The organism is Nocardioides sp. (assembly GCA_037045645.1).
Taxonomy (GTDB): domain Bacteria; phylum Actinomycetota; class Actinomycetes; order Propionibacteriales; family Nocardioidaceae; genus Nocardioides.
In genome coordinates, this window is sequence record JBAOIH010000011.1 from 64,946 (window position 1) to 89,316 (window position 24,371).

The window sequence follows — 24,371 nt, forward strand, 5'->3', positions numbered from 1 at the left end:
ATGAGGCGAATCCGGCGAATGGAAGGCTTGCGTGATGGACCCCACGAGTTCGGTCGGTGCGCTTCTGGAGCGCGACCACGAGCGCATCGATCTCCTGCTCACCGACTTTGCAGGATCGCTCTCCAACGCAGCGCCTGACGTCGAGACCTTCACCGCCGCCGCGCACGCGTTGCGACACCACATCTACGTCGAGGAGGAATTCCACTTCCCGACAGTGCTGGAGCATGGGTTCGAGGTGCAGATGCTGATCTTGATCCGCGAGCACGGCCAGATCTGGGACGCGCTGGACAAGATCGAGACGATGCTCGCGGATCCCGCGGTGCCGCTTGAGCACACGATGTCCGCCTGGCGCGAACTTCGAGTTCATTCTCGCCGAACACAACCGCAAGGAGGAGTCGTTGGCCTACCCCGCCGGCGACGACCTGCTGCCCGGAGAATTGGCCGTACGCGCTGCCGAACGGCTGCTCAGCGGCGAAAGGCCCCCCGACTGGGCGTGTGCGATGAGTCAGGTCCGGACCCAGCGGACGGCGTCGACTTCGTCTCGGCATTTCTCCGACGATAAGTAGTAGAAACTGCCGTCAAACCCTGACTCTCAGCAACTTTTTAAGTTACGGTCAGTGCCGTTGATATTGCTGGCGGCTGGCGCCGCCTGAGTGATCGGGAGATCGCGATGAGCATCGTCGAGGACAGCCAAGCGCGGACGCAGACGTCCGGGGGCAACGGACCCTGGGACGACGGGCCCCGCAAACAGATGATGATCGGGAAGGGCTGGGTCCAAGGCGTCGCCCTGGTCATGCTCTTCAGCTTCTTCATCATGGGGATCTTGACCTACCGCACCTACACCGCCTCGATGCCCGAACCCGAGAAGGTCGTCGACGAGTCCGGTCAGGTGGTCTTCACCAAGGCCGACATCAAGGAGGGGCAGAAGCTCTTCCTCAAACGCGGACTGCAGCAGTACGGCTCGATCATGGGCCACGGCGCGTACCTCGGGCCCGACTGGACGGCCGACTATCTACGCCGTTCGACCGACCACACGCTCAAGGAGTTCCAGGACGAGGGTGTCGTCGACGCGACGGTGGCCGTACGCGACGAATACCGCACCAACCGCTATGACAAGTCGACCGAGACGTTGGTCTACACGCAGGCTCAACTCGCGGCCTTCGAGGATCTGCAGAAGCACTACGCGACGTACTTCGGCAAGGACGCTCCCAAGTACGGCCTGCTCGAGAACACCATCAAGACCCCCGAGGAGGCCCGCCAACTCACGGCGTTCTTCTCCTGGACCGCCTGGGCGTCTGCCGCCGAGCGACCGGGCCACAAATACAGCTACACCAACAACTGGCCCGCCGAGCCCGCGGTCGACAACGGCCCCACACCCGACCTGATCGTGTGGTCCGGCCTGTCGCTGGTCGTCCTGCTGGGCGGCACCGGCATCCTCTTCGCGATCTACGGCAAGTGGAGTCGCGAGATCGGCTGGCACTCGGAAGAAGCCCCGGCGCTGTCGTTCAAACAGCCTGGGGAGGTGTCACTCACGCCCGCGCAGCGCAGCACCGCGTGGTTCTTCTTCGTGATCGCGTTGCTCTTCTTGATGCAAGCGATGCTCGGCGCGCTGACCGAGCACTATCGAGCGGATACGTCGAGCTTCTTCGGACTCGACTTCATCGTCGAACTCCTGCCCTTCAACCTGGCGCGCACCTGGCACCTCCAACTCGCGCTCTTCTGGACCGCGGGCGCCTTCCTCGCCGCAGGCATCTTCTTGACCCCGTTGATCGCGCGGCGAGAACCGAAGGGCCAGGCGCTGCTGTCGTACGTCCTGCTCGGTGCGGTCGCCGTCGTGGTCTTCGGCTCGATGGCCGCCGAGGCGCTCAGCATCCATGGCGTCTCCTGGGCCAACGGCCCGCTCTTCGAGCAGCAATGGGAGTATCTCGACCTGCCACGGGTCTTCCAGATCCTGCTGACGACCGGTCTGTTCATCTGGATCTTCATCGTCTATCGCGGCATGCGCGCGCGGCTCAAGGGCGAATCCAAGGGCAACATGCCGTGGCTGTTCTTCTTCTCCGCCCTCGCGATCCCGGCGTTCTACGCAGTCGGCCTGCTTGCGCGTACGGAGACCCACATCTCGGTCGCGGAGTTCTGGCGCTTCTGGGTGGTCCACCTGTGGGTCGAGGACTTCCTGGAGCTCTTCACCACGGTGATGGTGGCCTACATCTTCGTGCTGCTCGGCGTCGTCCGAGAGCGGATCGCACTGGGCATCATCTTCCTCGACATCATCTTGTACTCGATGGGTGGCGTCATCGGCACGATGCACCACCTCTACTTCTCCGGTACGCCGGTGGAGCACATGGCTCTGGGTGCGATGTTCTCGGCCGCGGAGGTCATCCCGCTGACGTTCCTCACGGTCGAGGCGTGGACGTTCATGCAGCTCGGGGCGCGGCAGGAAGGCAAGAGCAGTACGCCGTTCCCGCACCGTTGGGCGGTGATGTTCCTGGTAGCGGTGGGTTTCTGGAACTTCCTGGGTGCCGGCGTCTTCGGCTTCCTGATCAACCTGCCGATCGTCAGCTACTACCAGATCGGCACCGCGCTGACCGCCAACCACGGTCACGCCGCGATGATGGGCGTGTACGGCATGCTCGCGGTCGGCCTGGCGATGTTCGCGCTGCGCTATCTGATCCCGGCCGAGAAGTGGCCGGACAAACTGGCCAAGATCAGTTTCTGGTCGCTCAATATCGGCCTGGCCTGGATGGTCTTCGCGACACTGCTGCCGCTGGGCGTACTCCAGCTCTACCACTCGGTCGGCGAGGGTTACTACGAGGCGCGGTCGCTGGGCTACATCACCTCGTCGAGCAACAAGCTGCTCGAGTGGGGACGACTGCCCGGTGACGTGCTGTTCATCGCCGGTGGTTGCCTGCCGTTCCTGTGGATCGCCTTCCAGGGGCTGCGCCACTTCCGCAGCGGCACGACCTCGCTCGAGCTCGGCTCCGATCCACTGTTCACCGAGCAGCAGCCGGTATCCACAGGGGCGACCGACAAGTGACCGCACCCTCGGTCGCGGTCGTCCTGGTCGCGGCGTACGCACTCTGCCTGCTCGCGGTGGCATGGGGTTTCGACCTCATGTCACGGCGGGTGGCCAAACGCTCCAACGAGTGGCGTACGGGCAACTTCGTCTATCACGAGGACCACGACGCCTGGCAGTGCCCGGAGGACCAGTGGCTGTGGCCGAAGTCCTTCGACCCGGAGAACCGCGTGATGCGCTATCGCGCGACTCCGTCGATCTGCAACGCCTGCCCGGTCAAGGACACGTGTACGACGTCCGGCCACGGTCGTGAGATCACCCGCGAGTACGACCCGTGGCCCTACTCGGAGGCGGGGCGATTCCACCGCGGCATCTCGGTGATGGTGGCGGTCGTGGCGCTCGTACTCCCTCTCGGGATGCTCTTCGGCGCCCACAGCATCACCGACCTGCTGGTGCTTTCGGCGACCGTGCTCGGCGTGGTCATCGCGTCGATCCCGCTCGCCAGACACTTGTGGCACACTCCGGCCGGATTCCCCGAGCACGTCTCGCAGGATCTGGTCTACCGCCCCGCTGCTCGTCCCGATCCTTATCGGACGACCTGGGGCACCAAGGGAAGGGTCTGACATGGTCTGGGCGGTCGTCGCCTTGGTGCTGCTCCTGCTGATCGGCGGGTTGTTGGCGTTGTCGCTGAAGGTGATCCCGGAGTACGAACGCGGCGTGATCTTCCGCTTCGGCCACCTGCGTCCAGTCGCGGGCGCGGGCCTGAAGCTGCTGCTGCCGGGTGCGGACAAGCTCGTACGCGTCGACATGCGCGTGGTCACGTTGACGATCCCGCCGCAAGAGATCATCACCCGCGACAACGTGCCGGCCCGGGTCAACGCGGTCGTGCTCTTCCAGGTGATCGACGCCGAGCGCGCGGTGATGTCGGTGGAGAACTATGCGGTCGCCACCAGTCAGATCGCCCAGACGACCCTGCGGTCGGTCCTCGGGCGCGCCGACCTCGACACCATCCTGGCGCACCGCGACGACCTCAACGAGGAACTCGCCAAGATCATCGACACCCAGACCGGCCCGTGGGGCGTCGAGGTGCGCGTGGTCGAGGTCAAGGACGTCGAGATCCCCGAACAGATGCAGCGCGCGATGGCGCGCGAGGCCGAGGCCGAGCGCGAACGCCGCGCGAAGGTGATCAGCGCGCGCGGTGAGTTGCAGGCCTCGACCGAGTTGCGCGACGCGGCGATCACGCTCAGCGAGAGCCCCGCGTCCTTGCAGTTGCGCTACCTCCAGACGCTGCTGGAGCTCGGCGCCGATCAGAACTCCACCGTCGTGTTCCCACTGCCGATGGATCTGATCGGGCCGCTGCTCCAGCGTTTCGGCACGGCTGACACCCCCACCAACTAGGCAAGAACTGCGGCCGCGGGGCCAGCCGCTTGCCTGGCTGACCCTCCCCCGGCCGCAGTTCTTCCGATCTCGGGGGCTGGGCCCTACAACCCCAGCTGAGCCTTGAACATCCGGGCGTACGCCTGACTGCCCGCCAGGTTGGGGTGCGCCGGTGCCGCTTCGAAACTGGTGATACTGGCGGTCCAGCGCTGACCCGCGGGCCGGCAGGCGTCGTGGGTCAGGGATTCGCTGACGTCGACGTAGGTGACCCCCGCGGCTGCAGCCGCCCGCTTCACCGTGGCGTTGATGTAGTTCTGGATGTCGAAGATGTACGGCACGTCGCCGCGTGCGATCCCGGAGTCCCAGCAGCCGGAGTTCCAGGTGGCCGGCAGGACGGTCAGGTAGCCCGCGATGCCGATCTTGGCGTTCGGAGCCTTCGCTTTCGTGGCCTGCAGGGCGCTCACCAGCGCCGGGTAGGTCTGGTTGGCGATCTTGTTCTTGAACGTGTTGCCGTAGATCGACTTGCACGGGCTGCCGAAGCCCCAGGTGAGGGCGCTCGCGGAGGCGCAGGCCATGATCATGCTGACGAAGACGTCGTTGTCGTTGCCGCCGATCGTCATCGTCACCACGTCGGTGTCGGCCGAGAGCGCATTGAGTTGCGGGGCGATGAAGCCGTACTGCTTGCCCGCGAAGTCCCCCGTCTTGGCGCCGCCGCAGGCCACGTCGGTGAGTTGGGCGCCGATCTGGGGCGCGAGGAGGTGGCCGATGTCGTTGGCCGAGCGCAGACACGCCGGGTTGGCCGACGAGTCGGACGGCCAGATGCCGGTGCCGGCCGAGAAACTGTCGCCCATCGCGACGTAGTTGACCGGGTCGGCCGATTGCGCAGGTGCGCCCACGAGCGCCGTGGCGGTGAGGGCGAGGGCAGCGGCGACTGCCAGATTTCGTACGACTCTCATGTGTTCCTCCGTCGGATGGCCGAGCTCGGTGTCGGCATTGGAGCAACTGTGCAAGGTCAGAGCCGTTTTGTAAACGACTGTCACAACATGGCCCGTTTGCCCTCGGGGGTAGTCGTTCGTCAAGGTGGTCCCATGGCCGAGCACGACTATGAGCAGGACACCAAGGTCGCCGACGCACCTCTTCGTGTCCGCGCGCGCGGACGCGCGGTGCTCTCCAACCCGATGACCAACCGCGGCACCGCGTTCACCCGCGAGGAGCGGGACGCGCTCGGTCTGCACGGCCTGGTGCCGCCCGGCTCGACCACCCTGGAGAACCAGACCCGGCGCACGTACGAACAGTTCCGCAGCACCTCCACGATGCTCGGCAAGTTCCTCACCCTCAACGCACTGCGTGATCGCAACGAGATCCTCTTCTACCACCTGCTGACCGCCAACCTGGAGGAGATGCTGCCGGTCATCTATACGCCGACGATCGGTGAGGCGATCGAGCGCTTCAGCCACACCTACAACCGCCCGCGTGGCGTCTTCCTCTCGATCGACCAGCCGGACCTGATCGAGGAGTCGCTGAGCAACTACGGCCTCGGTGCAGACGACGTCGACCTGGTCTGCGTCACCGACTCCGAAGGCATCCTCGGCATCGGCGACCAGGGCATCGGCGGCATCCAGATCGCGATCGGCAAACTCAGCGTCTACACCGCCGCAGCCGGGATCCACCCCCGTCGTACGATCCCCGTCGTCCTCGACGTCGGCACCGACAATCTTGGTCTGCTCAGCAACGACCTCTATCTCGGTGAGCGCCACAGCCGGGTGCGCGGTGAGCGGTACGACGAGTTCGTCGACCAGTTCGTCGAAGCGGTCAAGAAGCTCTTCCCGCGCGCGATGATCCACTGGGAGGACGTCGGCACCGGCAACGCGCACCGCATCCTGACGCGCTATCAGGACGAGGTCTGCACCTTCAACGACGACATCCAGGGCACCGCGGCCGTCGTACTCGCCGCCATCCTGGCTGCCGTCGACGTCACCGGCGTCGACCTGGACGACCACCGGATCGTGGTCTTCGGCGCGGGTTCGGCCGGCATCGGGATCGCGGACCTGATTCACGACACCATGCTGCGCACCGGTCGCGAGGAGACGCCCGAGGAGGCGTACGCCCGCTTCTGGCCCATCGGCATCCAGGGGCTCTATCTCGACGACGACACGACCCTGCTGGACTTCCAGAAGCCGTACGCTCGCACGCGCGCCGAGGTCGCCGACTGGGAGTTGGCGAAGCCCGGATACGTCGGCCTGCTCGATGTCATCAAGCATGTGAAGCCGACGATCCTGATCGGCACCTCGACCAAGGGCGGCGCCTTCAGCAAGGAGATCGTGGAGGAGATGGCACGGCACTGCTCGCGGCCCATCATCTTCCCGCTGTCCAACCCCACGAGCCGCGCGGAGGCGACGCCGTCGGACGTGTTGGAGTGGAGCGGCGGCAAGGCGCTGATCGCGACCGGATCACCGTTCGGTGCGGTGGACCACGGCGGCGTACGCCATGTCATCGCGCAGTCCAACAACGCCCTGATCTTCCCCGGGCTCGGCCTCGGCGTCGCGGTATGTCAGGCCACCCGCGTCACCAAGGGCATGATCGCGGCGGCGTCCGAGGCCTTGGCCGGTCTGGTGAACGCCTGGCGCCCGGGCGCGTCCCTGCTCCCGGGCATCTCCGACCTACGCCTGGTCTCGGCGACGGTGGCGATCGCAGTGGCCCAACAAGCCGAGCGCGAAGGCGTCGCCGAGGTGCCGCTGACCGACCCCATCCAGCAGGTGTACGAGCGGATGTGGCAGCCGGTCTATCCCGAGATCGAGGCGATCTAGCGGGGGGTCGGGTCAACCTTCCTTGCGCTGATCGTTGCGATGCAGCAGCCACATCATTCCGGCCAGCAGCACGATCATCAGCAGCGTGAAGACTCCCGCGAACAGCACCGGCAGCGAGGTCAAGGTGATCACGACTGGGGTGCCTCCAAGACGTACGCACGGCCCTCGTGCGCACCGAGCGTCAAGATGAAGGAGTTGAGGTCGTCGACCTCGCCCGCCTCCGCGCCGGACTCCAGATCGGTCAGAATCGCGCGCGGCTCGAACTCGTCGGAGCGGATGGAACCGGTGACTTCCTCCTGGCTGAAGTTCAACACCGTGACCTGCACCTGCTCTGACGGCAGCCGGTGCACCATCACCAACAAGCCGGGGTGCCCGACCGCGGGGACGTCCACCTGCTCGCCCGACGCGAGGCCGTACGCGTTGCGCAACTCGATGATCTTGCGCAGCCCGTGCGCGAAGGAGGACGGGTCGGCCAACTGCGCGGGCAGGTCGCCATAGAGCGCGCGCGCAGGCGGCATCCCCGCGAAGCCCGCGTGGTCGCCGTGACCCATCAGGTCGTACGCCCCGCGGTGAATCCAGCGGGTGTCCCCGTCTTTGATCAGAGCCTCGACCGCCGCGCGCGGCAGCGGCAACGCGCCGCACAGATCCCACCCAGACAAGGCGAAGACACCGGGTTGCCAGGCGTTGAACTTCGCCAGCAACAGGTGCGCCTGCTTGATCCGCTCGGCATCCTCGGCGGTGATCGAGTCGAGATCGGTGATCCCGAGCGAGGCCGCGATGATGCTGGCGGTGGTCGAGGCGATCCCGTTGGTCGTGAAGATCGCGTTGAAGGGACCGCCCTCGCCGGTGAGGTTGTCGATCAGGTCCGCGCGGACTGCCTCCGCCAGGTCACCACCCAGGATCGTCTCGCCGCGGAAGTCGTACTCCTCCTCCTTGTGGCGGGTGGCGAAGTGGACGAGCTCGTACGTCATCTCGTCGTGGTTCTGCAACGCATGCACGAGCGAGACCGGCAGGACCCCGACCTTGAGCGACTCGTTGAGCGTCAGCCGCAGGAACTCGGTGTCGCCCGTCGCCATGGCGTGCTGATAGGCGGGCCGGTTGACGAAGTCGTACGACAGGTCTGCCCCGCTCTGCGAGGTCTCGAAGATGTCGTCGATGGTGAGGTTGAGCTCCTGGAACGTGAAGCCGCCGACCTTGCGGACCATGCTGGCGATCACGTGGTTGGCAGCTTCGGAGAGGGGGTGTCCCTCCGACCACGCCGGGCCTTCGGCGCTCTTTTCCACGCCCAGGAAGCCGTTGGCGTCCAGGCGCAGCGCGCCCGAGCCGAGATCACCTAGGGAGTGCAGGGCATCACCGATGACCAACTTCATGCCCGCGAACGTCGGGTCGAGCCAGTTGATCGAGGGCTGGCCCTCCTTGAAGTAGTGCAGATACACCCAGCGCCTGGTCACCCCGTCGGCACCGAGCACGGGCGCGGTGGCCGACCAGTTGGTGTCCTTGATGCCGGGATCGTGGAAGATCACCCGCTGCAGCGCGCCGATGATGTAGCCGGCGTCGGCCAGCGCGGCCTCCTGCTCGGCGTCGAGGTTGCGCGAGTCGCGACCCGCAGCGACGTCGGGGAGCAGACCCCAGTCCTCCTCGTCGATCTCGACCATGTGATAGATCCCGGGGTATTCGCCGAACCCCATCTCCGCGAGCCTGAAGTCCGCGCCCTTGCCGGTGTGGCCGGGCACGATGTCGTCGATGATCGTGCCGCCGTGTTCACCGGCGACTTCGCACATCGTGCGGAACTCGTCCTCGGTGCCGAAGAGGCCGTCGATCTCGGTGCTGATCCGGTCGAAGTGCCCGTCGACCGACGGTGTCGGCTCCCAGCCGGTCAGGCCACCCGCGCGCTTGACCGGGCCGGTGTGCATCGCGTCGATTCCGATCGTCTCGAACGCGCGCCACAGCGCCTCGTCGGCCAGCGTGGCGAGGAACGACGAGCCGGGCTTGGTCACCAGCGAGAGGGGGTACGCCGTGAACCAGACCGCGGCCGTCTCGACTGCGTTCACCGGGTTGGGTTGGGCGTACGGGTTCTGCCACATGCTGCCCTTGCCGGAGAACTGCGCGGAGATCTTGACCGCGTCCTCCAGCATCGAGGCCTGCTTGAGCCACTCGATGTAGATCGGGTTCGAGCCGTCGGGCTCACCCGTACGCTCCTCGCCCATCGTCGGCGCGCCCTGGCGCAGCCGTGCCCGGGGTCGCAGCGCGCGGGGCCGAGCCGGATAGAACTGCTCGTCGTACGTGATGTCGCCCGCCTCGTGCTCTTCGGTGGGGGGCTCAACCGGCGTGTTGTCATCCGTCACAGCGGCCATTAAACCGGCCGCGACGGTCTGCGGTCAGCCGGGGATCCGCCGAGGGGTCACCAAAATCGCACGAGGGGTCATGAACGCATGTGAGTTCATGACCCCTCGCCGGGATTTTGTGACCCCTCGGCCTAGTTTTGTGACCCCTCGGCCTTGAGGTCGGCCTCGACCCGGCGGTGCGCCTCCCAGATCTCCTCGGGCAGCCGGTCGAACTGCTCCAGGTGCTCGGCGCGGAACTCGATCTCCTGCTGCCACCGCGCGTTGTCGATGGTGAGCAGCTTGTCGAGGTCGGCCTGGTCGATCTCGATGCCGTCGAGTTCGAGCTCCTCCTGGGTCGGGATCACGCCGACCGGAGTCTGGCGACCGGTGACCTCGCCGTCCTTGTAGCGCATCAGCCACAGCAGCGGGCGCAGGTTGTCGCGGTACCCGGGCCACAGGAAGTGGCCGTCCTCCGGGTCACGCTGGAACCAGTTGACGTGGGCGAAGATCGGCTGCTCCTTGGCGGCGCCGACGATCTTGAGCCAGTGCGCGGCGTAGTCGCCCTCGCCGTACGACATGAACGGCCGCATCGACATCGGGTCATAGCGCAACTGGCCCTCGACACCCTCGGCGGCAAACGTCGCCTCGGCGCCCAGGGTGAGGCCGTCGTACACGCCCTCGGCGAGGTCGGTGATCGCGCGGATCAGCGGTTCACGATCACGCGTACGCCCACCGAAGATGATGCCGTCGATCGGGACACCCTTGGGGTCCTCGAAGTCCGCCGCCACGTTGGGCACGTTGGCCAGCGTGGTGGTGAAGCGGCTGTTGGGGTGGGCCCACGGCGAGTCGTCGGTGGCCTCGCGATCGGAGATCCGCTCGCCCTTCCAGTCGATCCAGCCGGTGGTGTCGGCGGGCGGCGTCTTGGTCTTGCCCTCCCACCACACGTCGTGGGTGTCCTCGTTGTAGGCGATGTTGGTGAAGAGCACCTCGGTGCCCTCCTTGATGGAGTCCAGCGCCGTCGGGTTGGTGGTCTCGTTGGTGTCCTTGGCGACACCGAACGCGCCGTACTCCGGGTTCATCCCGTAGAGCTTGCCGTCCTCGGGGTTCACCCACAGCCAGGCGATGTCGTCGCCATAGAAGTCGACCTGATAGCGCTCGCCCATGCCCTCGGGCGGCAGCATCATCGCGAGGTTGGTCTTGCCCGACGCCGACGGGAAGCCGCCACAGATGTGGTAGCGCTTGCCCGTCTCCTTGTCGGTAATGCCGATCAGCATGAACTGCTCGGAGAGGAACTCCCCGCTGGCCCAGCCGTCGTACGCCGCCTGGCGCAGACCGTGGGCGATCTTGCCGAGCAGCGCGTTGCCGCCGTAGGACGACCCGAAGTGCAAGATCGTGCGCTCGTCGGCGACGGTCACGAAGTAGCGCTGGTCGTCAGGGGTGCCCTGGCCGAGGTTCTCCAGGTCGCCGGTGACGTGCACGGCGCGGACGAACATCTCGGGGTCGGCAAGGTTCTCGATCAGGTCGACGCCGACGCGTGCCATCCGGATCATGTGCATCACGACGGTGCGGTTGTCGGTGAGTTCGACACCGGCCGCGAAGCGCTCCAGCGGAGCTTCCGGGAGGCGACATCAGGTAGGGGATGACGTACATCGTCTTGCCCTTGTACGCCCCGCGCATCCGCTCGATCTGGATCTCTTTCATCTCAGACGCGGGACGCCAGTTGTTGTAGACACCGCGGTCCTTCTCGTCGTTCGTGGCGACGATGGTGCGCTCCTCGGAGCGCGCGGTGTCCTTGAAGTAGGAGCGGGAGTAGTAGCGTCCCTCGCCCGCGGGCAGGATCTCGCCGGCCTCCAGGCCTTCGGCGATCAGGCGCTGGTCGTCAGCCGCGCTGACGACCTCGACTCGCTCGGGCTGGAGGATCTCCGCCCACTCACGCACGTACGCGCGCACGGCCTGGTTGTTGAGGCCCGCCGCATCGAGTGCAGCATCCACGTCGACCATCTTGGTGTCCCTCAGTCCTCTCGATCGAGCAGGCATTTCCACCTGATATCGGCAAGTTATCGTGATCGCGCGAGGCCTGAGACTTCTGATCGGACTTGCACGTTCCAATCGGGCCGAGAGTGGCCAACCGCACACGCGGAAGCCCTCGCTGTCTCTGATGCTGAACAGTCTGACCGCTTCTTGGGATCGACGACATCCGGGCTCTGAGACGCACGGTAAAGAAGCTGACAGGCCGCACGCTGGAACGTTCCAGAACGCGCCGACCCCGCAGATTTCCTGAGGGAAATCAACCCTTGAGGGGGAGCAAAATCGAACGTACGTTTGGCCACTTGGCTCGGGTTGGCGGAACGGGTGTTCGAGGGGTGTGGGGTGTCGGCGGAGCAGACAGAAGAGTCCGAGTGTGCCCAGCCGTCGCTGCTGGAAATGGACCCGCAGGATCCCTGGTGGGAGCGTGACGAGTGGGGGTGGCCGCGCCATCCCCTGCGCCTGTCCGACGTTTCCTTCGCCGTGGATTGCCGTACGCAGCCGCGCCGCAGAGGCACGCCGCACATCGTCACCCTTACCGATGGCTGGGAACTGGAGACCGGTCACGACCTGGACGCCGAGCGCGTCGCCGTGGCGTTGGGCAGCTATTCGACCTGCGTGCAGTTGGCCGACCACCTCCTGCCGGCGGCTCGCGATCACTGGTTGCACGTGCACCGGCTGGTGCCGCCCGCGATCACGCGGCGCGGCAACGCCTGGGTCGTTGCGCAACCCGTCCCGGGCTGTAGTTGCCTGGTGGCATCGCCGACCAGTGCCGACCGCGCCGCCGATCACCTGCGTGGGATCTCGCACTGGGCCGCGGTACACGACGTCAAGCGCGTGGCGCTGAAGTCGGTCTGCGAGCAGATCGGCCGGGTCCTCGACGACGCCTTCTCGCCCGCCTCGTGGGCCGACCATCACTACGCGGGCCGCCGGCTCACCGACCCGGCCGGGGTCCGCACCCTGTGGGAGGCAGGCATCCCGCCGAAGGTGATCCTGGCGGTGACCGACATGATCGCCCCGCACGGCGAACCGATGGATGCCCGGCTCGTACGCGAGGTCGCACTGCACCGCATCGGCGCCCAGTGGCTGGCGCACTTCGAGGCCGGTGGCCCCGCGCTGCTCAACTGGGCACTGACCACCTATTGCCCGCGCGACGTCGAGGAACCTGCCTGCCGGTTCGACTGGCTCGCACTCGGTCTGCACCCCTTCGATGTCACCACGTTGATGAGCTCGACCTGGCGCCCCGAGGAGATCCACGAGATCGCGCATGACGCCGACGTACCGCCTCGCCGTGCAGGCGAAGCAGCAGCCGCATGGTGGCGCCTGGAGATCCAGCCCGAGGCGTACGACCTGATGCGACTGCTGCGCGCCGGGGTGCCGACGAAACCCAACTTCGGGCGCGAACACGTCATCCGGTTGCGCTCGGCCGTGTCCCATGTCCCAGATCCGCCCGAGTTCACCGCGACCGCGTTGATCCTGCAGGCGAGCGGCACGCTCACGACGGCCGAAACGCTGATCAACTTCGGCGTACGCACGGTCGACGCCGCCCTCGAACTGCTCTGAACCGCCCTGCAATCCGCACCATGAGGAGAGACATGTCCGCCATCCGTACCCGCGTCGACTACGAGAACACGTTGCAGGCATTGGGGCTGTGCATCAGCGCCCGCATTCCCGCCCTGATCTGGGGCGACCCCGGGCAGGGCAAGACGGCCGTCATCGAGTCGGTCCAGGACAAGGGCTGGCATGTCGAGACCCTGATCGTGAGCCACTACGAACCCAGCGACTTCGCCGGACTGCCGTTGCTCGACGGTCCGGCGGTGACACTGGCACCGCCCGCGTGGGCCAAGCGCCTGGCTGAGCACGAGGGCCCCTCGATCGCCTTCTTCGACGAGTTCTCGACTGCTTCGCCGGCACTCCAGGCTGCGGCGTTGCGGCCACTGACCCACTATGAGGTCGGCGCGCTGCAGTTGCCCGACACGGTGTCGATGGTCGCCGCCGCCAACCCTGCCGACGTGGCCGCGGCCGGCTGGGAACTCGCCGCGCCGACCGCGTCACGCTTCATCCACCTGCAATGGGGGATGCCGCTCGAGGTCTTCGCCGAGAGTGTGGTGACCGGCGACTGGCCCGAGTTGCCGGTGTATTCGGCGCCCGAGGATCTCCACTCCCACATCTCGATGGCACGCAGTTGCATGGTCGGATTCCTGAGCGCGCGTCAGTCCCAACTCAGCGCGATCCCCACGTCGGCCACGGATCGCGGCAAGGCGTTCCCGACCCCGCGGATGTGGGAGTACGCCGCGATCCTGCTCGGCTGGGCCGAGGCGGTCGGCGCGCCCAAGACCGTGCAGCGGCTGCTCGTCTCGGGGGCGGTCGGCGAGGCGGTCGCCCATGAGTTCCTGGCCTGGATCGCCGCACAGGAGTTGCCCAATCCGGAGGACGTGTTGGAGTTCGCGGACTCCTTCGAGTTCGGCGGGTTGCGCGCAGACCGCGTCTATGTCGTGCTCCAGAGCGTGCTGGCCGCCGTCAAGACCAAGCCTAGTGCCGATCGTTGGCGCGCTGCCGTCGTCGCCTGCTCCCGGGCCGCCGACACGGTGGGTGTGGACCCGGCGGTGCCGGTCGTACGCGCGCTGATGCGACCTGGGATGCGACCCTCCGACGCGCAACTGCCGCCGGAGATCAAGGTCTTCGCCGGAGTGCTCGCGCTCTCGGGTCTGCTGAAGGGTGCCTGACATGGACCCGCAGACGAAGGGGGTCGCCGACAAGATCGCGGCTGCGAAGCTCTGGTTGATCTCCGAAGGCAGCGGCGACGACGGGCCGCGCAACCTGCCCTATCTGGCGACGGCGCTCTATGCCTTGATCCTGGTCCCCAACGACGAGGTCGAGCGGGTGTCGGCCGACGAGCACTGGCGCCTGTACGCCAACCCGACCTGGGTGCTGGCCGCTGCGGTGAGCGAGGTCGCCGCGGAGGTCTTGCACTGCACCTGGCACCTGCTGCTCGAACACGCCGATCGTGCGCACGGAATGCAGGTCGGTACGGCGGGTGCGTCGGCCTGGCACGAAGCGACCGATCTGACCATCGACGACACCGCTCGCCATGACGGGCTCTCGGTCGGATCCGCGAGCACGCGAGCCAGGCAGTCTCGGACCAGGCGTGAGATCAACCGGCTCGGGCACGACCGGGCGGCGGAGGAGTACTTCACCGTGCTCTCCCTGCTGCCGGCCGACTCGGTCGGCCAGGACGGGCACACCGGGGCAACGCCACAGTCCGGCTGCGGCAGTGCGTGCGACGGGCAGCGTCGCTCGTACGAACTCCCAGCCGAGGCAGATGCCGGAGCCGTCGACCGCGTCGACGCCGACCGGATCAGGCACCAGGTCGCCATCGACTATCAGGGCCATTGCACCTCGCGCGGGACGATCCCCGGGGAGGCGCAGCGCTGGGCGAAGCGGATGACCGAGCCCGAGATCCCGTGGGAGCCGCTGCTGGCTCAGGCCGTACGAAGGGCGGTCGGCTGGGCCAACGGGCGTACGGACTACACGTGGAGTCGGCCGTCTCGGCGGCAGAGTGCCTCGCCGCATGTCTTCATGCCCGGCATGCGCCGGCCCGTGCCGCGCGTCGCGACCATCATCGACACCTCGGGCAGCGTCGACGACACCCTGCTGGGCAAGGCGATGGGTGAGGTCGAGGGTGCCCTGCGCGGGCTCGGAGTCGCGGGGGCAGCCGTCACCGTCTACGCCTGCGATGCCGACGTGGGTGCGGTGTCGCGCGTACGCAGTGCTCGGGATGCTTCGTTGGTCGGCGGTGGTGGCACCGACATGCGCGTGGGGATGGCCGCCGCAGCCGCAGATCGGCCCAGGCCGGACGTGATGATCGTGTTCACCGACGGCTACACCCCGTGGCCGGAGGTGCCCCCGCCCGGCATCGCCGTGGTCGCCGCCATGTTGGGGCGCAAGGGTGATCCGATGCCGGGAACGCCTGCTTGGGCCACTCGGATCGAGTGCGTGCTGGTCTAGCCGATGTGTCTCGCATCACGCAACCCGTTGCGCGATGCGCACCTTTGGGTCACACTCCGAAAAGGTGCACCGCGCAATGGGGCGCGGTGTGGTCAAGGAGGTCTGTCCTGTGTCGTTTCCGTCTGATGGTGAGATCGCGAACGCGGCCGAACTCTGGCCGATCACCAAGGTAGCCACCGAAAGACTCGGGATCGACGATCCGCAGGTGCTGGTGCCCTACGGCCACGACAAGGCCAAGCTCGACCTGGCGTACGTCTCCTCGCTGCGCGATCGACCCGACGGCAAACTCGTGCTGGTCACCGCCATCTCCCCTACCCCGGCGGGCGAGGGCAAGACGACCACCACCGTGGGCCTGACCGACGCCCTCCAGCGGATCGGGCAGCGCTCGTGCGCCGCACTGCGCGAGCCCTCGATGGGGCCGGTCTTCGGGATGAAGGGTGGAGCGGCCGGCGGCGGCTACGCCCAGGTCGTACCGATGACCGACATCAACCTGCACTTCACCGGCGACTTCGCCGCGATCGCCGCTGCCAACAACCTGCTGGCAGCCCTGATCGACAACCACATCCATCACGGCAACGCGTTGGGCATCGACATCCGCACCATCACCTGGAAGCGTGTCGTCGACCTCAACGACCGTGCACTGCGCGACATCGTGGTCGGGCTCGGCGGCACCGCGAACGGTTTCCCGCGCGAGGACGGCTTCGACATCGTCGTGGCGTCGGAGCTGATGGCGATCTTCTGTCTGGCCGAGTCGATCGCCGACCTCAAGGAACGCATCGGGCGCATCGTCGTGGCGCACACGCGCGACAAGAAGCCGATCCTCGCCAGCGACCTCGGCGCCCAGGGCGCGCTCGCCGTACTCCTGAAGAACGCGATCCAGCCCAACCTCGTGCAGACGTTGGAGCACGCGCCCGCCTTCGTCCACGGTGGTCCGTTCGCCAACATCGCGCACGGCTGCAACTCGGTGATGGCCACGCGTACGGCTCTCAAACTCGCCGACGTCGTCGTCACCGAGGCGGGCTTCGGCGCGGACCTGGGGGCGGAGAAGTTCCTCGACCTGAAGTGCCGGATGGCCGGTCTCAAGCCCGACTGTGTCGTGGTCGTGGCCACCGTACGCGCGTTGAAGTATCACGGTGGGGTCGCCGTCGCAGACCTGCAGAGCGAGGACCTCGACGCCGTACGCGGCGGTTTCCCCAACATGGAGCGCCACCTCACCAACCTGCGCGACATCTTCGGGCTGCCCGCAGTGGTGGCGATCAACAGGTTCCCCTCCGACACCGACGCGGAGGTCGCGCTGGTCCGTGAACTCGCCCAGGAGATCGGCTTCTCGGCGTTTGAGGCCACCCACTTCAGCGACGGCGGCGCCGGAGCCGAGGCGCTCGCCCGCGGCGTGGTGGAGCAGTTGGAGACCGGGGCGCCCGACTTCAAGCACGCGTACGAACTCGACGGCACGGTCGAGGACAAGATCACCACCCTCGCCACTCGGCTCTACGGCGCAGCCGAGGTCAACATCTCGGCGAAGGCGCGCCGGCAGTTGGCGCAGATCGCCGCGGACGGCTTCGCGAACCTGCCGATCTGTGTGGCCAAGACGCAGTACTCGTTCTCGACCGACCCCAAGGCGCTGGGCGCGCCCTCCGGGCACACGCTCGACGTCAGAGAGGTACGCCTGTCCGCGGGCGCCGGCTTCATCGTGCTGGTGACCGGCGACATCATGACGATGCCCGGCCTGCCCAAGGTGCCCGCGTCGGATCACATCGACGTGGACGACGACGGCGTCGTGACCGGTCTGAGCTGAGGCCTTTACTCGACCGTCCGGATGCCGGTGCGAAACACGCCGGATACACCCGCGCGTTAGCGTGGCTGACGTGACCTTCCTGCTTCGCGTCCAGTTGCCCGACGTGCCCGGTTCGCTGGGCCGCGTCGCCTCCGCGATCGGTGAGGCGGGGGGAGACATCGAGGCGATCGAGATCGTCGACAAGTCCGTCGACGGCACCGCGGTCGACGATGTCGTGCTGACGATGATGCCGGGCGCGATGCCCGACTCGGTCGTCTCGGCCTGCAACGCCCTCGACGGCGTGATCGTGTTGTGGATCAGCCGCTATGGCGCGGGCGGCAACCTCTTCTTGGACCTCGAAGCGGTCGAGGCGCTGACGGCCGAACCCGAGGACGCGATCGCGCGGCTGGTCGAACTGCTGCCGATGACCTTCCGGGTCGACTGGGCCGTACGACTGGCCGACGAGCAGATCGTGCAGACGACCGAAGGTGCCCCGGCGCAGATCGTCGTACGACGTCCTGCCCAGGCGACGCGGATCGCCGACGACGGTGACCTGGTGCGTTGTGCGGTGGCGGCCGGCGAGGAGACGATCGTGCTGGGGCGCACCGGTGGACCGGAGTTCCTCGACTCCGAACTTGCGCGGCTCGGCCATCTGGTCGGACTGGCGGGTTCGATGTCGGGTGCCCGGAGCGACTGAGACGCGGGTTCGGCGGGCAACCGTCCTTGCGGTTCTTGCAGGTGTCGCCAGGTGGCACCGATAAGCACCACAGGCCGGGCCGCGCGCGACTTCGACATTCACGTCGACGAGCACTCGTCGGCGGGGGTTGCGCCCTCTCGCCCGCTTATGGGTGCACTCTTCTCCTATGAGCGAAGCCTTGGAGGAGACCCGACGGCTCGGTGTGGAGACCACCGGCATCGAGATCATCGACGAGTCCGAACGCACCGCGAAGCCCTCCGACCTGTTCTGGCCGTGGTTCGCGGCCAACGTCTCGGTCTTCGGGATTTCGTACGGCTCCTATGTCCTGGGCTTCCAGATCAGCTTCTGGCAGTCGGTCTTCGTGACCATCGTCGGCGTCGTGCTGTCGTTCGTGCTGTGCGGGATCATCGCGATCGCCGGCAAGCGCGGCTCGGCGCCGACGATGATCTTGTCGCGGGCCGCGTTCGGGGTGGCCGGGCAGAAGGTGCCGGGCGTGTTGTCGTGGCTGGTCTCGATCGGCTGGGAGACCTTCTTGTCGATCATGGCGGTGCTGGCGACCGCGACGATCTTCGACCAACTGGGCTGGGGCGGCGGCACCATCACCAAGGTGGTCGCGACCATCGTGGTGGCGGCGTTGATCGTGACGGCCTCGGTGGCGGGCTATCACCTGATCATGAAGTTCCAGTCGATCCTGACCTGGATCACCGGCATCGCGACGATCGCGTACGTCGCCCTCACGCTGGGCGACGTCGACTGGGCGAGTGTGACTGCGATAGAGCCGGGCCCGATCCAGTCGGTGATCGGCGCGCTGGTGATGGTGATGACCGGGTTCGGCCTCGGGTGGATCAACATCGCCGCCGACTGGTCGCGCTATCAGCACCGCGATGCCTCGGCCGGCGCGATCGTCGGGTGGAACACCCTCGGCGGCGCGCTCGCGCCGACCCTGCTGGTGATCTATGGTCTCGCGCTCGCCGGCTCTGATCCCGAACTGGCCGACGGCATCGTCAACGACCCGATCGGCACGCTGGGCACGATCCTGCCGACCTGGTTCCTCGTACCGTTCCTGATCGCCGCCGTCCTCGCCCTGGTCTCAGGTGCCGTGCTCGGCATCTATTCGTCCGGCCTGACCCTGCTGTCATTGGGCGTACGCATTCCCCGCCCGTCGGCTGCCCTCATCGACGGCGTGATCTTGACGATCGGCACGATCTGGGTGGTGTTCTTCGCCGAGAACTTCCTCGGTCCGTTCACCTCGTTCCTGATCACGCTCGGCGTACCCCTGGCCGCGTGGGCCGGGATCATGATCGCCGACATCGCGCTGCGCAAGCGGGACTACGACGAGCAGGCGCTCTTCGACGCGCGCGGTCGCTATGGCGCCTTCGACTGGATCTCGCTCGGCGACGATGGCGCTCGCGACCGTGATCGGCTGGGGCATGGTGGTCAACACCGTCGAGGGCACGTCCTGGAACAACTGGCAGGGCTACTTCCTCAAGGCGTTCTTCGGCTCCAAGCACGTTGCTGGCGACCCCGGCTATTGGGAGGGCACCTGGTCGTACGCGAACCTCGGCGTCCTGATCGCGCTGGTGCTCGGGTTCGTGGTGACGTACGTAGCCCGCCGCGGCGTGGTGGCCCGTCAAGAGTCCTGACCGGGCGGGAACGCACGCGTAAATCACGCCGACCGGGCGCAAACGCACGCGTAAATCACGCCGACCGGGCGCAAGTGCGCGCCTAGGCGACGCTGCGGATCCGGGTGACGAAGATCGACCCGAGCAGGCAGACGCCGAACGCCGTCAGATAGACGATGCCGTAGCCCAGCGACCACGACTCACCCAACGTCGCGACCGAGCCGCCCGAGCGTCGTACGACCTCCAGGATGCCGCCCGCGATCGCCGGAGCCAGCACCTGCGGCAAGGCCGCGGCGATGTTGATGACGCCTAGGTCCTTGGCGCGTTCTTGGGCCTCGGGCAGGACCTGGGTGATCAGTGCGAAGTCGACGGCCTGATAGATGCCATAGCCACAGCCGAGAACGATCGCGGCCACCATCAGCGAGGTCCAGTTCTGTGACAGCGCCATGATCAGGGCGCTGATCCCGACAACGACACCCGACCAGATCACGAAGACCTTGCGCTTTCCGGCCCGGTCGCTCCACCAGCCGACGATCCCGGCAGTAAGCACGGTCGTGACTCCGTAGATCATCACCAGCAGCCCGAGCCGGCCATTGGCGTCGTCATCGGTGAACCCGAGGCCGTCGGTGAGGAAGTAGAACAGGTAGTTCAGCGCGATCCAGTTGCCCAGGTTGACCAGCAGTCGCGTGATCCAGGCCCACGCGAAGTCGGGGTAGTCGCGCGGCGAGACCCAGAAGGATCGCAACATCGCGGACAGCGAAAACGGCTCGCGCGGGTGATCTGCAGGCAGCGGCACGTCGCGCGAGCCGAAGACGTACGGCAGCGCCAGCACCACCATCACGATCGCGATCACCACATAGCCCTGCGCGATCGAGCCAGTGATGTCGGCAATGGTGATGCCCACCAGCACACCGACGGTGCCGGCGATCGCGATCAATCCTCCGATCAAACCGCGGCGCTCGACGGGCACCTGGTCGGGTACGGCCGCCGTCACGGCCGCCCACGCTGCGTTCAGGGTCAACTGCACCAGGCACCAGCCGACAACCAGCATCGGGGTGTTGCGGCACTGCGAGACGAGGAGGAGCGCGACAGCGCCGGTGAGTACGCCACCGATCACCCAGGGCACGCGCCGACCCAGCCGTGACATCGTCCGATCCGACAGCGCGCCCCAGACCGGGTTGCTGACCATCGACACGGCGGCGCCGGAGAAGAGCACGATCGCCAGGATGAGTTCCTTGCTCATCCCGCCCGGCTCGGCGGCAGCGATCTCTTTGGCCTGCTGAGCCAGCAGCACCTGGATCGGTCCGAACCAGCCCGCCGTCACCGCGAGGTTGAGCAGCACCAGCGATGCCGTCCAGCGTGCCGGTGGGGTGGTCGTGGGTTCGGCCAGCGCAGTGGTGGTCACCGGGTCATTGTGGGGTGTCAGAGTCGGTGTACCCGGGATCGCGGACGTTTCCGGCCCGAATTCCGGCCAGGAACGTCCCACTTACCCTGGAAACCCGCAGCGATCAGGCGCGTTCGAGCAGGTACAGCGCCATTGGGGGCCTGGCGGTCGAACCGGGATCTGGCCCAGCCGCGTGCCACGTCGACGCGCGATGCACTCTGTGCAACCTGTTGCGTTCGGATCGTTCTGGAGAGCATCATGTTCCCTGACGCAAGCCAGCGATTGTGCGAATTGCTCTACCGGGCCAGGGAGTCGAATGAATAGATATCCCATTGCCGCGACGATCGTCGCCACCCTGGGGAGAACGCTGCTCGGTAGCCCCACATACGCGAGCCCTGGCGCTGATTCAGTCGTGTCGGCTGGTGCATCTGCACCGAACGAAGTCGTGGAACCGGCAGGGGGAGGCGGCGCCCCTTGGTGCAGCCCGTCTGACATCTTCCAAGCTGCTGCCGTAAAGTACAGTCGGGCAGATCTAGTCATCAATCCAAAAGGCGCGTTACCGGCGTGAACTGGCGCCAGATAGGGCTGGGGCAATACATCAAGTCCTATCTGGGAAATGGCGCTTACGGTATGGCTCACGTGTTCATCGACGACATGGGCGGAACCGAGGACGCGGGGTGGTTCCCCTTGCCTTCCGACACCGCCAACGACAACCTCGATCCCACGTGAGATTAGTCAACGATAACCCCTCCGCCGATCTCCTACTGTCGGTTCACCCAAGGAACGGTTGGCTAACCATTCCGCCGGGATGCTCGGCTGGGATAACTGCGGAGCCTGGCAATTCGGTGTGGTGGTACGACATTGCCGTGGTAGCCCGCGGCGCGCACTTGCGCGTCCCCCCGCAAGTAAACCTGACCATCCTAATCTCGGACAGTTCCGGCCACTTGTTGGAGAGTTTCTTAACAGAATCCGATTTATCAACGCCCGTAATTCGCTATTTTCGCGAGGGCCCCATTCACGACTGGGCAGCCAATTTGCCCTCAGATTCTTGGCGGGCCATGCTATTCGTGGATGCGGATGTATCCCTGGAATGCCAGGATGTCGCCGACACTCCAAACAGCGACTGGATCCTGCTTTCCTCCAATCCCCAGATTGGGACGAGCCCAACCCTGCGGTTCACCACTGGACGCGTTGAACTGTCCAGCCAATCACCTCTCAATATTCAATGTCCCGATTGGGGGTGATCGCTGGCGGGTCCTTCCGCCTATTGAGGGCTCATCCCAATCACATGCCCGCAGCCGGTGCATCGATAGCGGCGCATGACCACCTCCAGCAGCGTGGGTCGCCGGCGCGGCCTGGTTCGAGTCGCTGAGAGACTGCTTCGAGGCCCAGTTCGTCTTGAGTTCAGGTGACGATCTAGTGACCTGGCCGAACTCGATCAGGCGCGTTCGAGCAGGAACAGCGGGATCTCGCGGTCGGTCTGCTCCTGGTACGACGCGTACGTCGGCCAGGTCTCGACCGCCCGCTGCCACCATTGGGCCCGCTCGTCACCGCTGAGTTCGCGCACGGCGTACGACGCCTTCTCGGCCTTGTCTTGCAAGTCGACGGTCGGGTGTGCACGGAAGTTGGCCGCCCACGACGGGTCCTCCGGCGCGCCACCCTTCGACGCGACGGCGAGGTAGCTGCCCTCGTACTCGACGCGCATCACTGGGTTCTTGCGCAGGCTGCCGCTGTGCGCACCGACAGAGGTGATCACCACGATCGGGTACTCGGTGCCGGGCAGCGTGCCGCCCAACTCTCCGTTGCTGGCCTCGTATTCGGCCACGTTGTTGCGCACCCACTCGGTGCTGCTCGGGACGTATTCACCTTGAAGAGTCATGGTGGGCATAACGACGAGGGACGATCAGGGATTCCGGGGCCGGGAAATGTGGTTTCGAGACGCGAGCTTCGCTCGCTCCTCAACCACCGGTTGGCGCCCTCGACCACCGGGGGTGCGTGGTTTCGAGACGCGCCTGCGGCGCTCCTCAACCACCGGATGGTCCTCCTCCACCACCGGGGGACGGTCCTCGACCACCGGTGGGGTGTGGTTTCGAGACGCGCCTGCGGCGCTCCTCAACCACCGGATGGCGCTCCTCGACCACCGGGGGACGGTCCTCGACCACCGGTGGGGTGTGGTTTCGAGACGCGCCTGCGGCGCTCCTCAACCACCGGTTGGCGCCCTCGACCACCGGGGGACGCTCCTCGACCACCGGTGCGGTCAGGGCCAGAGCGAGTGGTAGGCGTTGATCGCGGGCTGGCCACCCAGGTGCGCGTAGAGAACGTGGGAGTCCGCCGGGATCTCGCGCGACTTCACCAGGTCGATCAACCCCGCTAGCGACTTTCCCTCATAGACCGGGTCGGTGATCATCGCCTCCAACTGTGCGCCCATCGCCATCGCCGCCATCGTGGAGTCGACCGGCAACCCATAGAGATCGCCGGCCCAGCCCTCCAGCACCGTGATCTCGTCGTCGCGCAGATCGCGGCCGAGTTCGATCAAGGACGCCGTGTGTCGGGCGATCCGCGCGACCTGGTCCGTCGTTTGTGACAGCGTCGCCGAGGCATCGATACCGAGCACCCGACGGCGTACGCCGGTCAGTTCCTCCAAGGCCGCGAACCCCGCGATCATCCCGGCGTGCGTCGAGCCGGTGACCGTGCAGACGATGATCGTGTCGAAGAAGACGCCCAGCGCCTTCTCCTGCTCGGCCACCTCGAAGGCCCAGTTCGCGAACCCAAGACCGCCCAGCGGATGCTCCGACGCACCGGCCGGGATGGCGTACGGCACTCCACCTGCCTCCTCGACCTCCCGCAGCGCGTCCTTCCACGAGTCGCGGATGCCGATGTCGAAACCCGCCGGGTCGAGCCGCGAGTCGGCGCCCATCATCCGCGAAAGCAAGATGTTGCCGACCTGCGTGTTGGTCGGGTCGTCCCACGGCACCCACTTCTCCTGCACCAGTCGGCACTTCAAGCCCAGGTGCGCGGCGACGGCCGCGACCTGACGCGTGTGATTGGACTGGTATCCGCCAATCGACACGAGCGTGTCGGCACCGGACGACAAGACATCCGGGACGATGTATTCGAGTTTGCGGACCTTGTTGCCGCCGTACGCCAGGCCGCTCGACACGTCCTCGCGTTTGGCCCAGACCTGCGCACCGCCGAGCGCCTCGGTGAGCCGTTTGAGGTGGTGCACCGGGCTCGGGCCGAAGGTGAGCGGATAGCGCGGGAAGTCGGCGAGTTTCATAACCCCAATCCGACCCTAGGGTGGGGGCGAGGGCAATACCCTCGGGACAACTGAGAAGGAGAT

The 24,371-nt window shown here is 66.5% G+C and carries 18 protein-coding genes and 1 pseudogene; 12 read left to right on the top strand and 7 right to left on the bottom strand.

Annotated elements, in window-relative coordinates:
• The first annotated feature begins 34 nt into the window (after nt 1–34).
• From V9G04_18315 to V9G04_18330, 4 genes are all read left to right on the top strand, one after another.
• Nucleotides 35–562, top strand: coding sequence for a hypothetical protein (locus V9G04_18315; GenBank protein ID MEI2715186.1), 528 nt, complete (start codon nt 35–37; stop codon nt 560–562).
• A gap of 189 nt (nt 563–751) precedes the next feature.
• On the top strand, nt 752–3,034 hold the full coding sequence (locus V9G04_18320; protein ID MEI2715187.1) for a cbb3-type cytochrome c oxidase subunit I: 2,283 nt from the start codon (nt 752–754) through the stop codon (nt 3,032–3,034).
• Complete coding sequence (locus V9G04_18325; protein MEI2715188.1) at nt 3,031–3,636, top strand: hypothetical protein; 606 nt, start codon at nt 3,031–3,033, stop codon at nt 3,634–3,636. The genes V9G04_18320 and V9G04_18325 overlap by 4 nt, the downstream gene beginning before the upstream one ends.
• 1 nt (nt 3,637) lies before the next feature.
• On the top strand, nt 3,638–4,411 hold the full coding sequence (locus tag V9G04_18330) for a slipin family protein (protein ID MEI2715189.1): 774 nt from the start codon (nt 3,638–3,640) through the stop codon (nt 4,409–4,411).
• An 83-nt stretch (nt 4,412–4,494) separates the two neighbouring features.
• On the opposite strand, the gene V9G04_18335 is transcribed toward V9G04_18330, so the two are convergent.
• Nucleotides 4,495–5,346, bottom strand: coding sequence for an SGNH/GDSL hydrolase family protein (locus tag V9G04_18335; GenBank protein ID MEI2715190.1), 852 nt, complete (start codon nt 5,344–5,346; stop codon nt 4,495–4,497).
• Nucleotides 5,347–5,478: 132 nt separating this feature from the next.
• Here V9G04_18335 and V9G04_18340 point away from each other — a divergent pair, with 132 nt between their 5' ends.
• On the top strand, nt 5,479–7,197 hold the full coding sequence (locus V9G04_18340; protein ID MEI2715191.1) for an NAD-dependent malic enzyme: 1,719 nt from the start codon (nt 5,479–5,481) through the stop codon (nt 7,195–7,197).
• 128 nt (nt 7,198–7,325) lie between these two features.
• On the opposite strand, the gene treS is transcribed toward V9G04_18340, so the two are convergent.
• From treS to V9G04_18355, 3 genes are all read right to left on the bottom strand, one after another.
• A complete protein-coding gene (gene treS / locus V9G04_18345; GenBank protein ID MEI2715192.1) occupies nt 7,326–9,542 on the bottom strand; it encodes a maltose alpha-D-glucosyltransferase in 2,217 nt (738 codons plus the stop codon).
• A gap of 131 nt (nt 9,543–9,673) precedes the next feature.
• Complete coding sequence (locus V9G04_18350; protein ID MEI2715193.1) at nt 9,674–11,062, bottom strand: phosphoenolpyruvate carboxykinase (GTP); 1,389 nt, start codon at nt 11,060–11,062, stop codon at nt 9,674–9,676.
• Nucleotides 10,953–11,522 carry a hypothetical protein gene (locus tag V9G04_18355; GenBank protein ID MEI2715194.1) on the bottom strand — a complete coding sequence of 190 codons (570 nt, stop codon included), beginning with the start codon at nt 11,520–11,522 and terminating at the stop codon, nt 10,953–10,955. The genes V9G04_18350 and V9G04_18355 overlap by 110 nt, the downstream gene beginning before the upstream one ends.
• A 369-nt stretch (nt 11,523–11,891) precedes the next feature.
• On the opposite strand from V9G04_18355, the gene V9G04_18360 reads away from it, so the two are divergent.
• From V9G04_18360 to V9G04_18385, 6 genes and pseudogenes are all read left to right on the top strand, one after another.
• Nucleotides 11,892–13,109 (top strand): hypothetical protein, encoded by a 1,218-nt coding sequence (locus tag V9G04_18360; protein ID MEI2715195.1) that lies wholly within the window; start codon nt 11,892–11,894, stop codon nt 13,107–13,109.
• Nucleotides 13,110–13,141: 32 nt separating this feature from the next.
• Nucleotides 13,142–14,272, top strand: a complete 1,131-nt coding sequence (locus V9G04_18365) for a hypothetical protein (protein MEI2715196.1) — start codon at nt 13,142–13,144, stop codon at nt 14,270–14,272.
• Between the two features lies 1 nt (nt 14,273).
• Nucleotides 14,274–15,554: a VWA-like domain-containing protein gene (locus tag V9G04_18370; protein MEI2715197.1), complete on the top strand. Its 1,281-nt coding sequence runs from the start codon at nt 14,274–14,276 to the stop codon at nt 15,552–15,554.
• A 109-nt stretch (nt 15,555–15,663) separates the two neighbouring features.
• The gene (locus tag V9G04_18375) at nt 15,664–17,349 is read left to right on the top strand and encodes a formate--tetrahydrofolate ligase (protein ID MEI2715198.1); all 1,686 of its coding nucleotides are present in this window, start codon (nt 15,664–15,666) and stop codon (nt 17,347–17,349) included.
• Nucleotides 17,350–17,419: 70 nt separating this feature from the next.
• The gene (locus V9G04_18380; protein ID MEI2715199.1) at nt 17,420–18,025 is read left to right on the top strand and encodes an ACT domain-containing protein; all 606 of its coding nucleotides are present in this window, start codon (nt 17,420–17,422) and stop codon (nt 18,023–18,025) included.
• Nucleotides 18,026–18,191: 166 nt separating this feature from the next.
• Nucleotides 18,192–19,668, top strand: a pseudogene (locus tag V9G04_18385) (cytosine permease).
• A gap of 82 nt (nt 19,669–19,750) precedes the next feature.
• Here the strand turns inward: V9G04_18385 and V9G04_18390 are convergent.
• Nucleotides 19,751–21,052 carry an MFS transporter gene (locus tag V9G04_18390; GenBank protein ID MEI2715200.1) on the bottom strand — a complete coding sequence of 434 codons (1,302 nt, stop codon included), beginning with the start codon at nt 21,050–21,052 and terminating at the stop codon, nt 19,751–19,753.
• A 543-nt stretch (nt 21,053–21,595) separates the two neighbouring features.
• Between V9G04_18390 and V9G04_18395 the strand changes: the two genes are divergently transcribed.
• Nucleotides 21,596–21,760 (top strand): hypothetical protein, encoded by a 165-nt coding sequence (locus V9G04_18395; GenBank protein MEI2715201.1) that lies wholly within the window; start codon nt 21,596–21,598, stop codon nt 21,758–21,760.
• A 709-nt stretch (nt 21,761–22,469) separates the two neighbouring features.
• Here V9G04_18395 and V9G04_18400 read toward each other — a convergent pair.
• Both V9G04_18400 and V9G04_18405 read right to left on the bottom strand, forming a co-directional pair.
• Nucleotides 22,470–22,910: a nitroreductase family deazaflavin-dependent oxidoreductase gene (locus tag V9G04_18400; GenBank protein ID MEI2715202.1), complete on the bottom strand. Its 441-nt coding sequence runs from the start codon at nt 22,908–22,910 to the stop codon at nt 22,470–22,472.
• 378 nt (nt 22,911–23,288) lie between these two features.
• Nucleotides 23,289–24,308, bottom strand: a complete 1,020-nt coding sequence (locus V9G04_18405; protein ID MEI2715203.1) for a 1-aminocyclopropane-1-carboxylate deaminase — start codon at nt 24,306–24,308, stop codon at nt 23,289–23,291.
• Nucleotides 24,309–24,371: the final 63 nt, after the last annotated feature.

Coding starts and splice junctions, on each gene's coding strand:
- V9G04_18315 (MEI2715186.1), top strand. CDS start 35: ATGGACCCCACGAGTTCGGTCGGTGCGCTTCTGGAGCGCGACCACGAG.
- V9G04_18320 (MEI2715187.1), top strand. CDS start 752: ATGATGATCGGGAAGGGCTGGGTCCAAGGCGTCGCCCTGGTCATGCTC.
- V9G04_18330 (MEI2715189.1), top strand. CDS start 3,638: ATGGTCTGGGCGGTCGTCGCCTTGGTGCTGCTCCTGCTGATCGGCGGG.
- V9G04_18335 (MEI2715190.1), bottom strand. CDS start 5,346: ATGAGAGTCGTACGAAATCTGGCAGTCGCCGCTGCCCTCGCCCTCACC.
- V9G04_18340 (MEI2715191.1), top strand. CDS start 5,479: ATGGCCGAGCACGACTATGAGCAGGACACCAAGGTCGCCGACGCACCT.
- V9G04_18350 (MEI2715193.1), bottom strand. CDS start 11,062: ATGGCACGCGTCGGCGTCGACCTGATCGAGAACCTTGCCGACCCCGAG.
- V9G04_18355 (MEI2715194.1), bottom strand. CDS start 11,522: ATGGTCGACGTGGATGCTGCACTCGATGCGGCGGGCCTCAACAACCAG.
- V9G04_18365 (MEI2715196.1), top strand. CDS start 13,142: ATGTCCGCCATCCGTACCCGCGTCGACTACGAGAACACGTTGCAGGCA.
- V9G04_18370 (MEI2715197.1), top strand. CDS start 14,274: ATGGACCCGCAGACGAAGGGGGTCGCCGACAAGATCGCGGCTGCGAAG.
- V9G04_18400 (MEI2715202.1), bottom strand. CDS start 22,910: ATGACTCTTCAAGGTGAATACGTCCCGAGCAGCACCGAGTGGGTGCGC.
- V9G04_18405 (MEI2715203.1), bottom strand. CDS start 24,308: ATGAAACTCGCCGACTTCCCGCGCTATCCGCTCACCTTCGGCCCGAGC.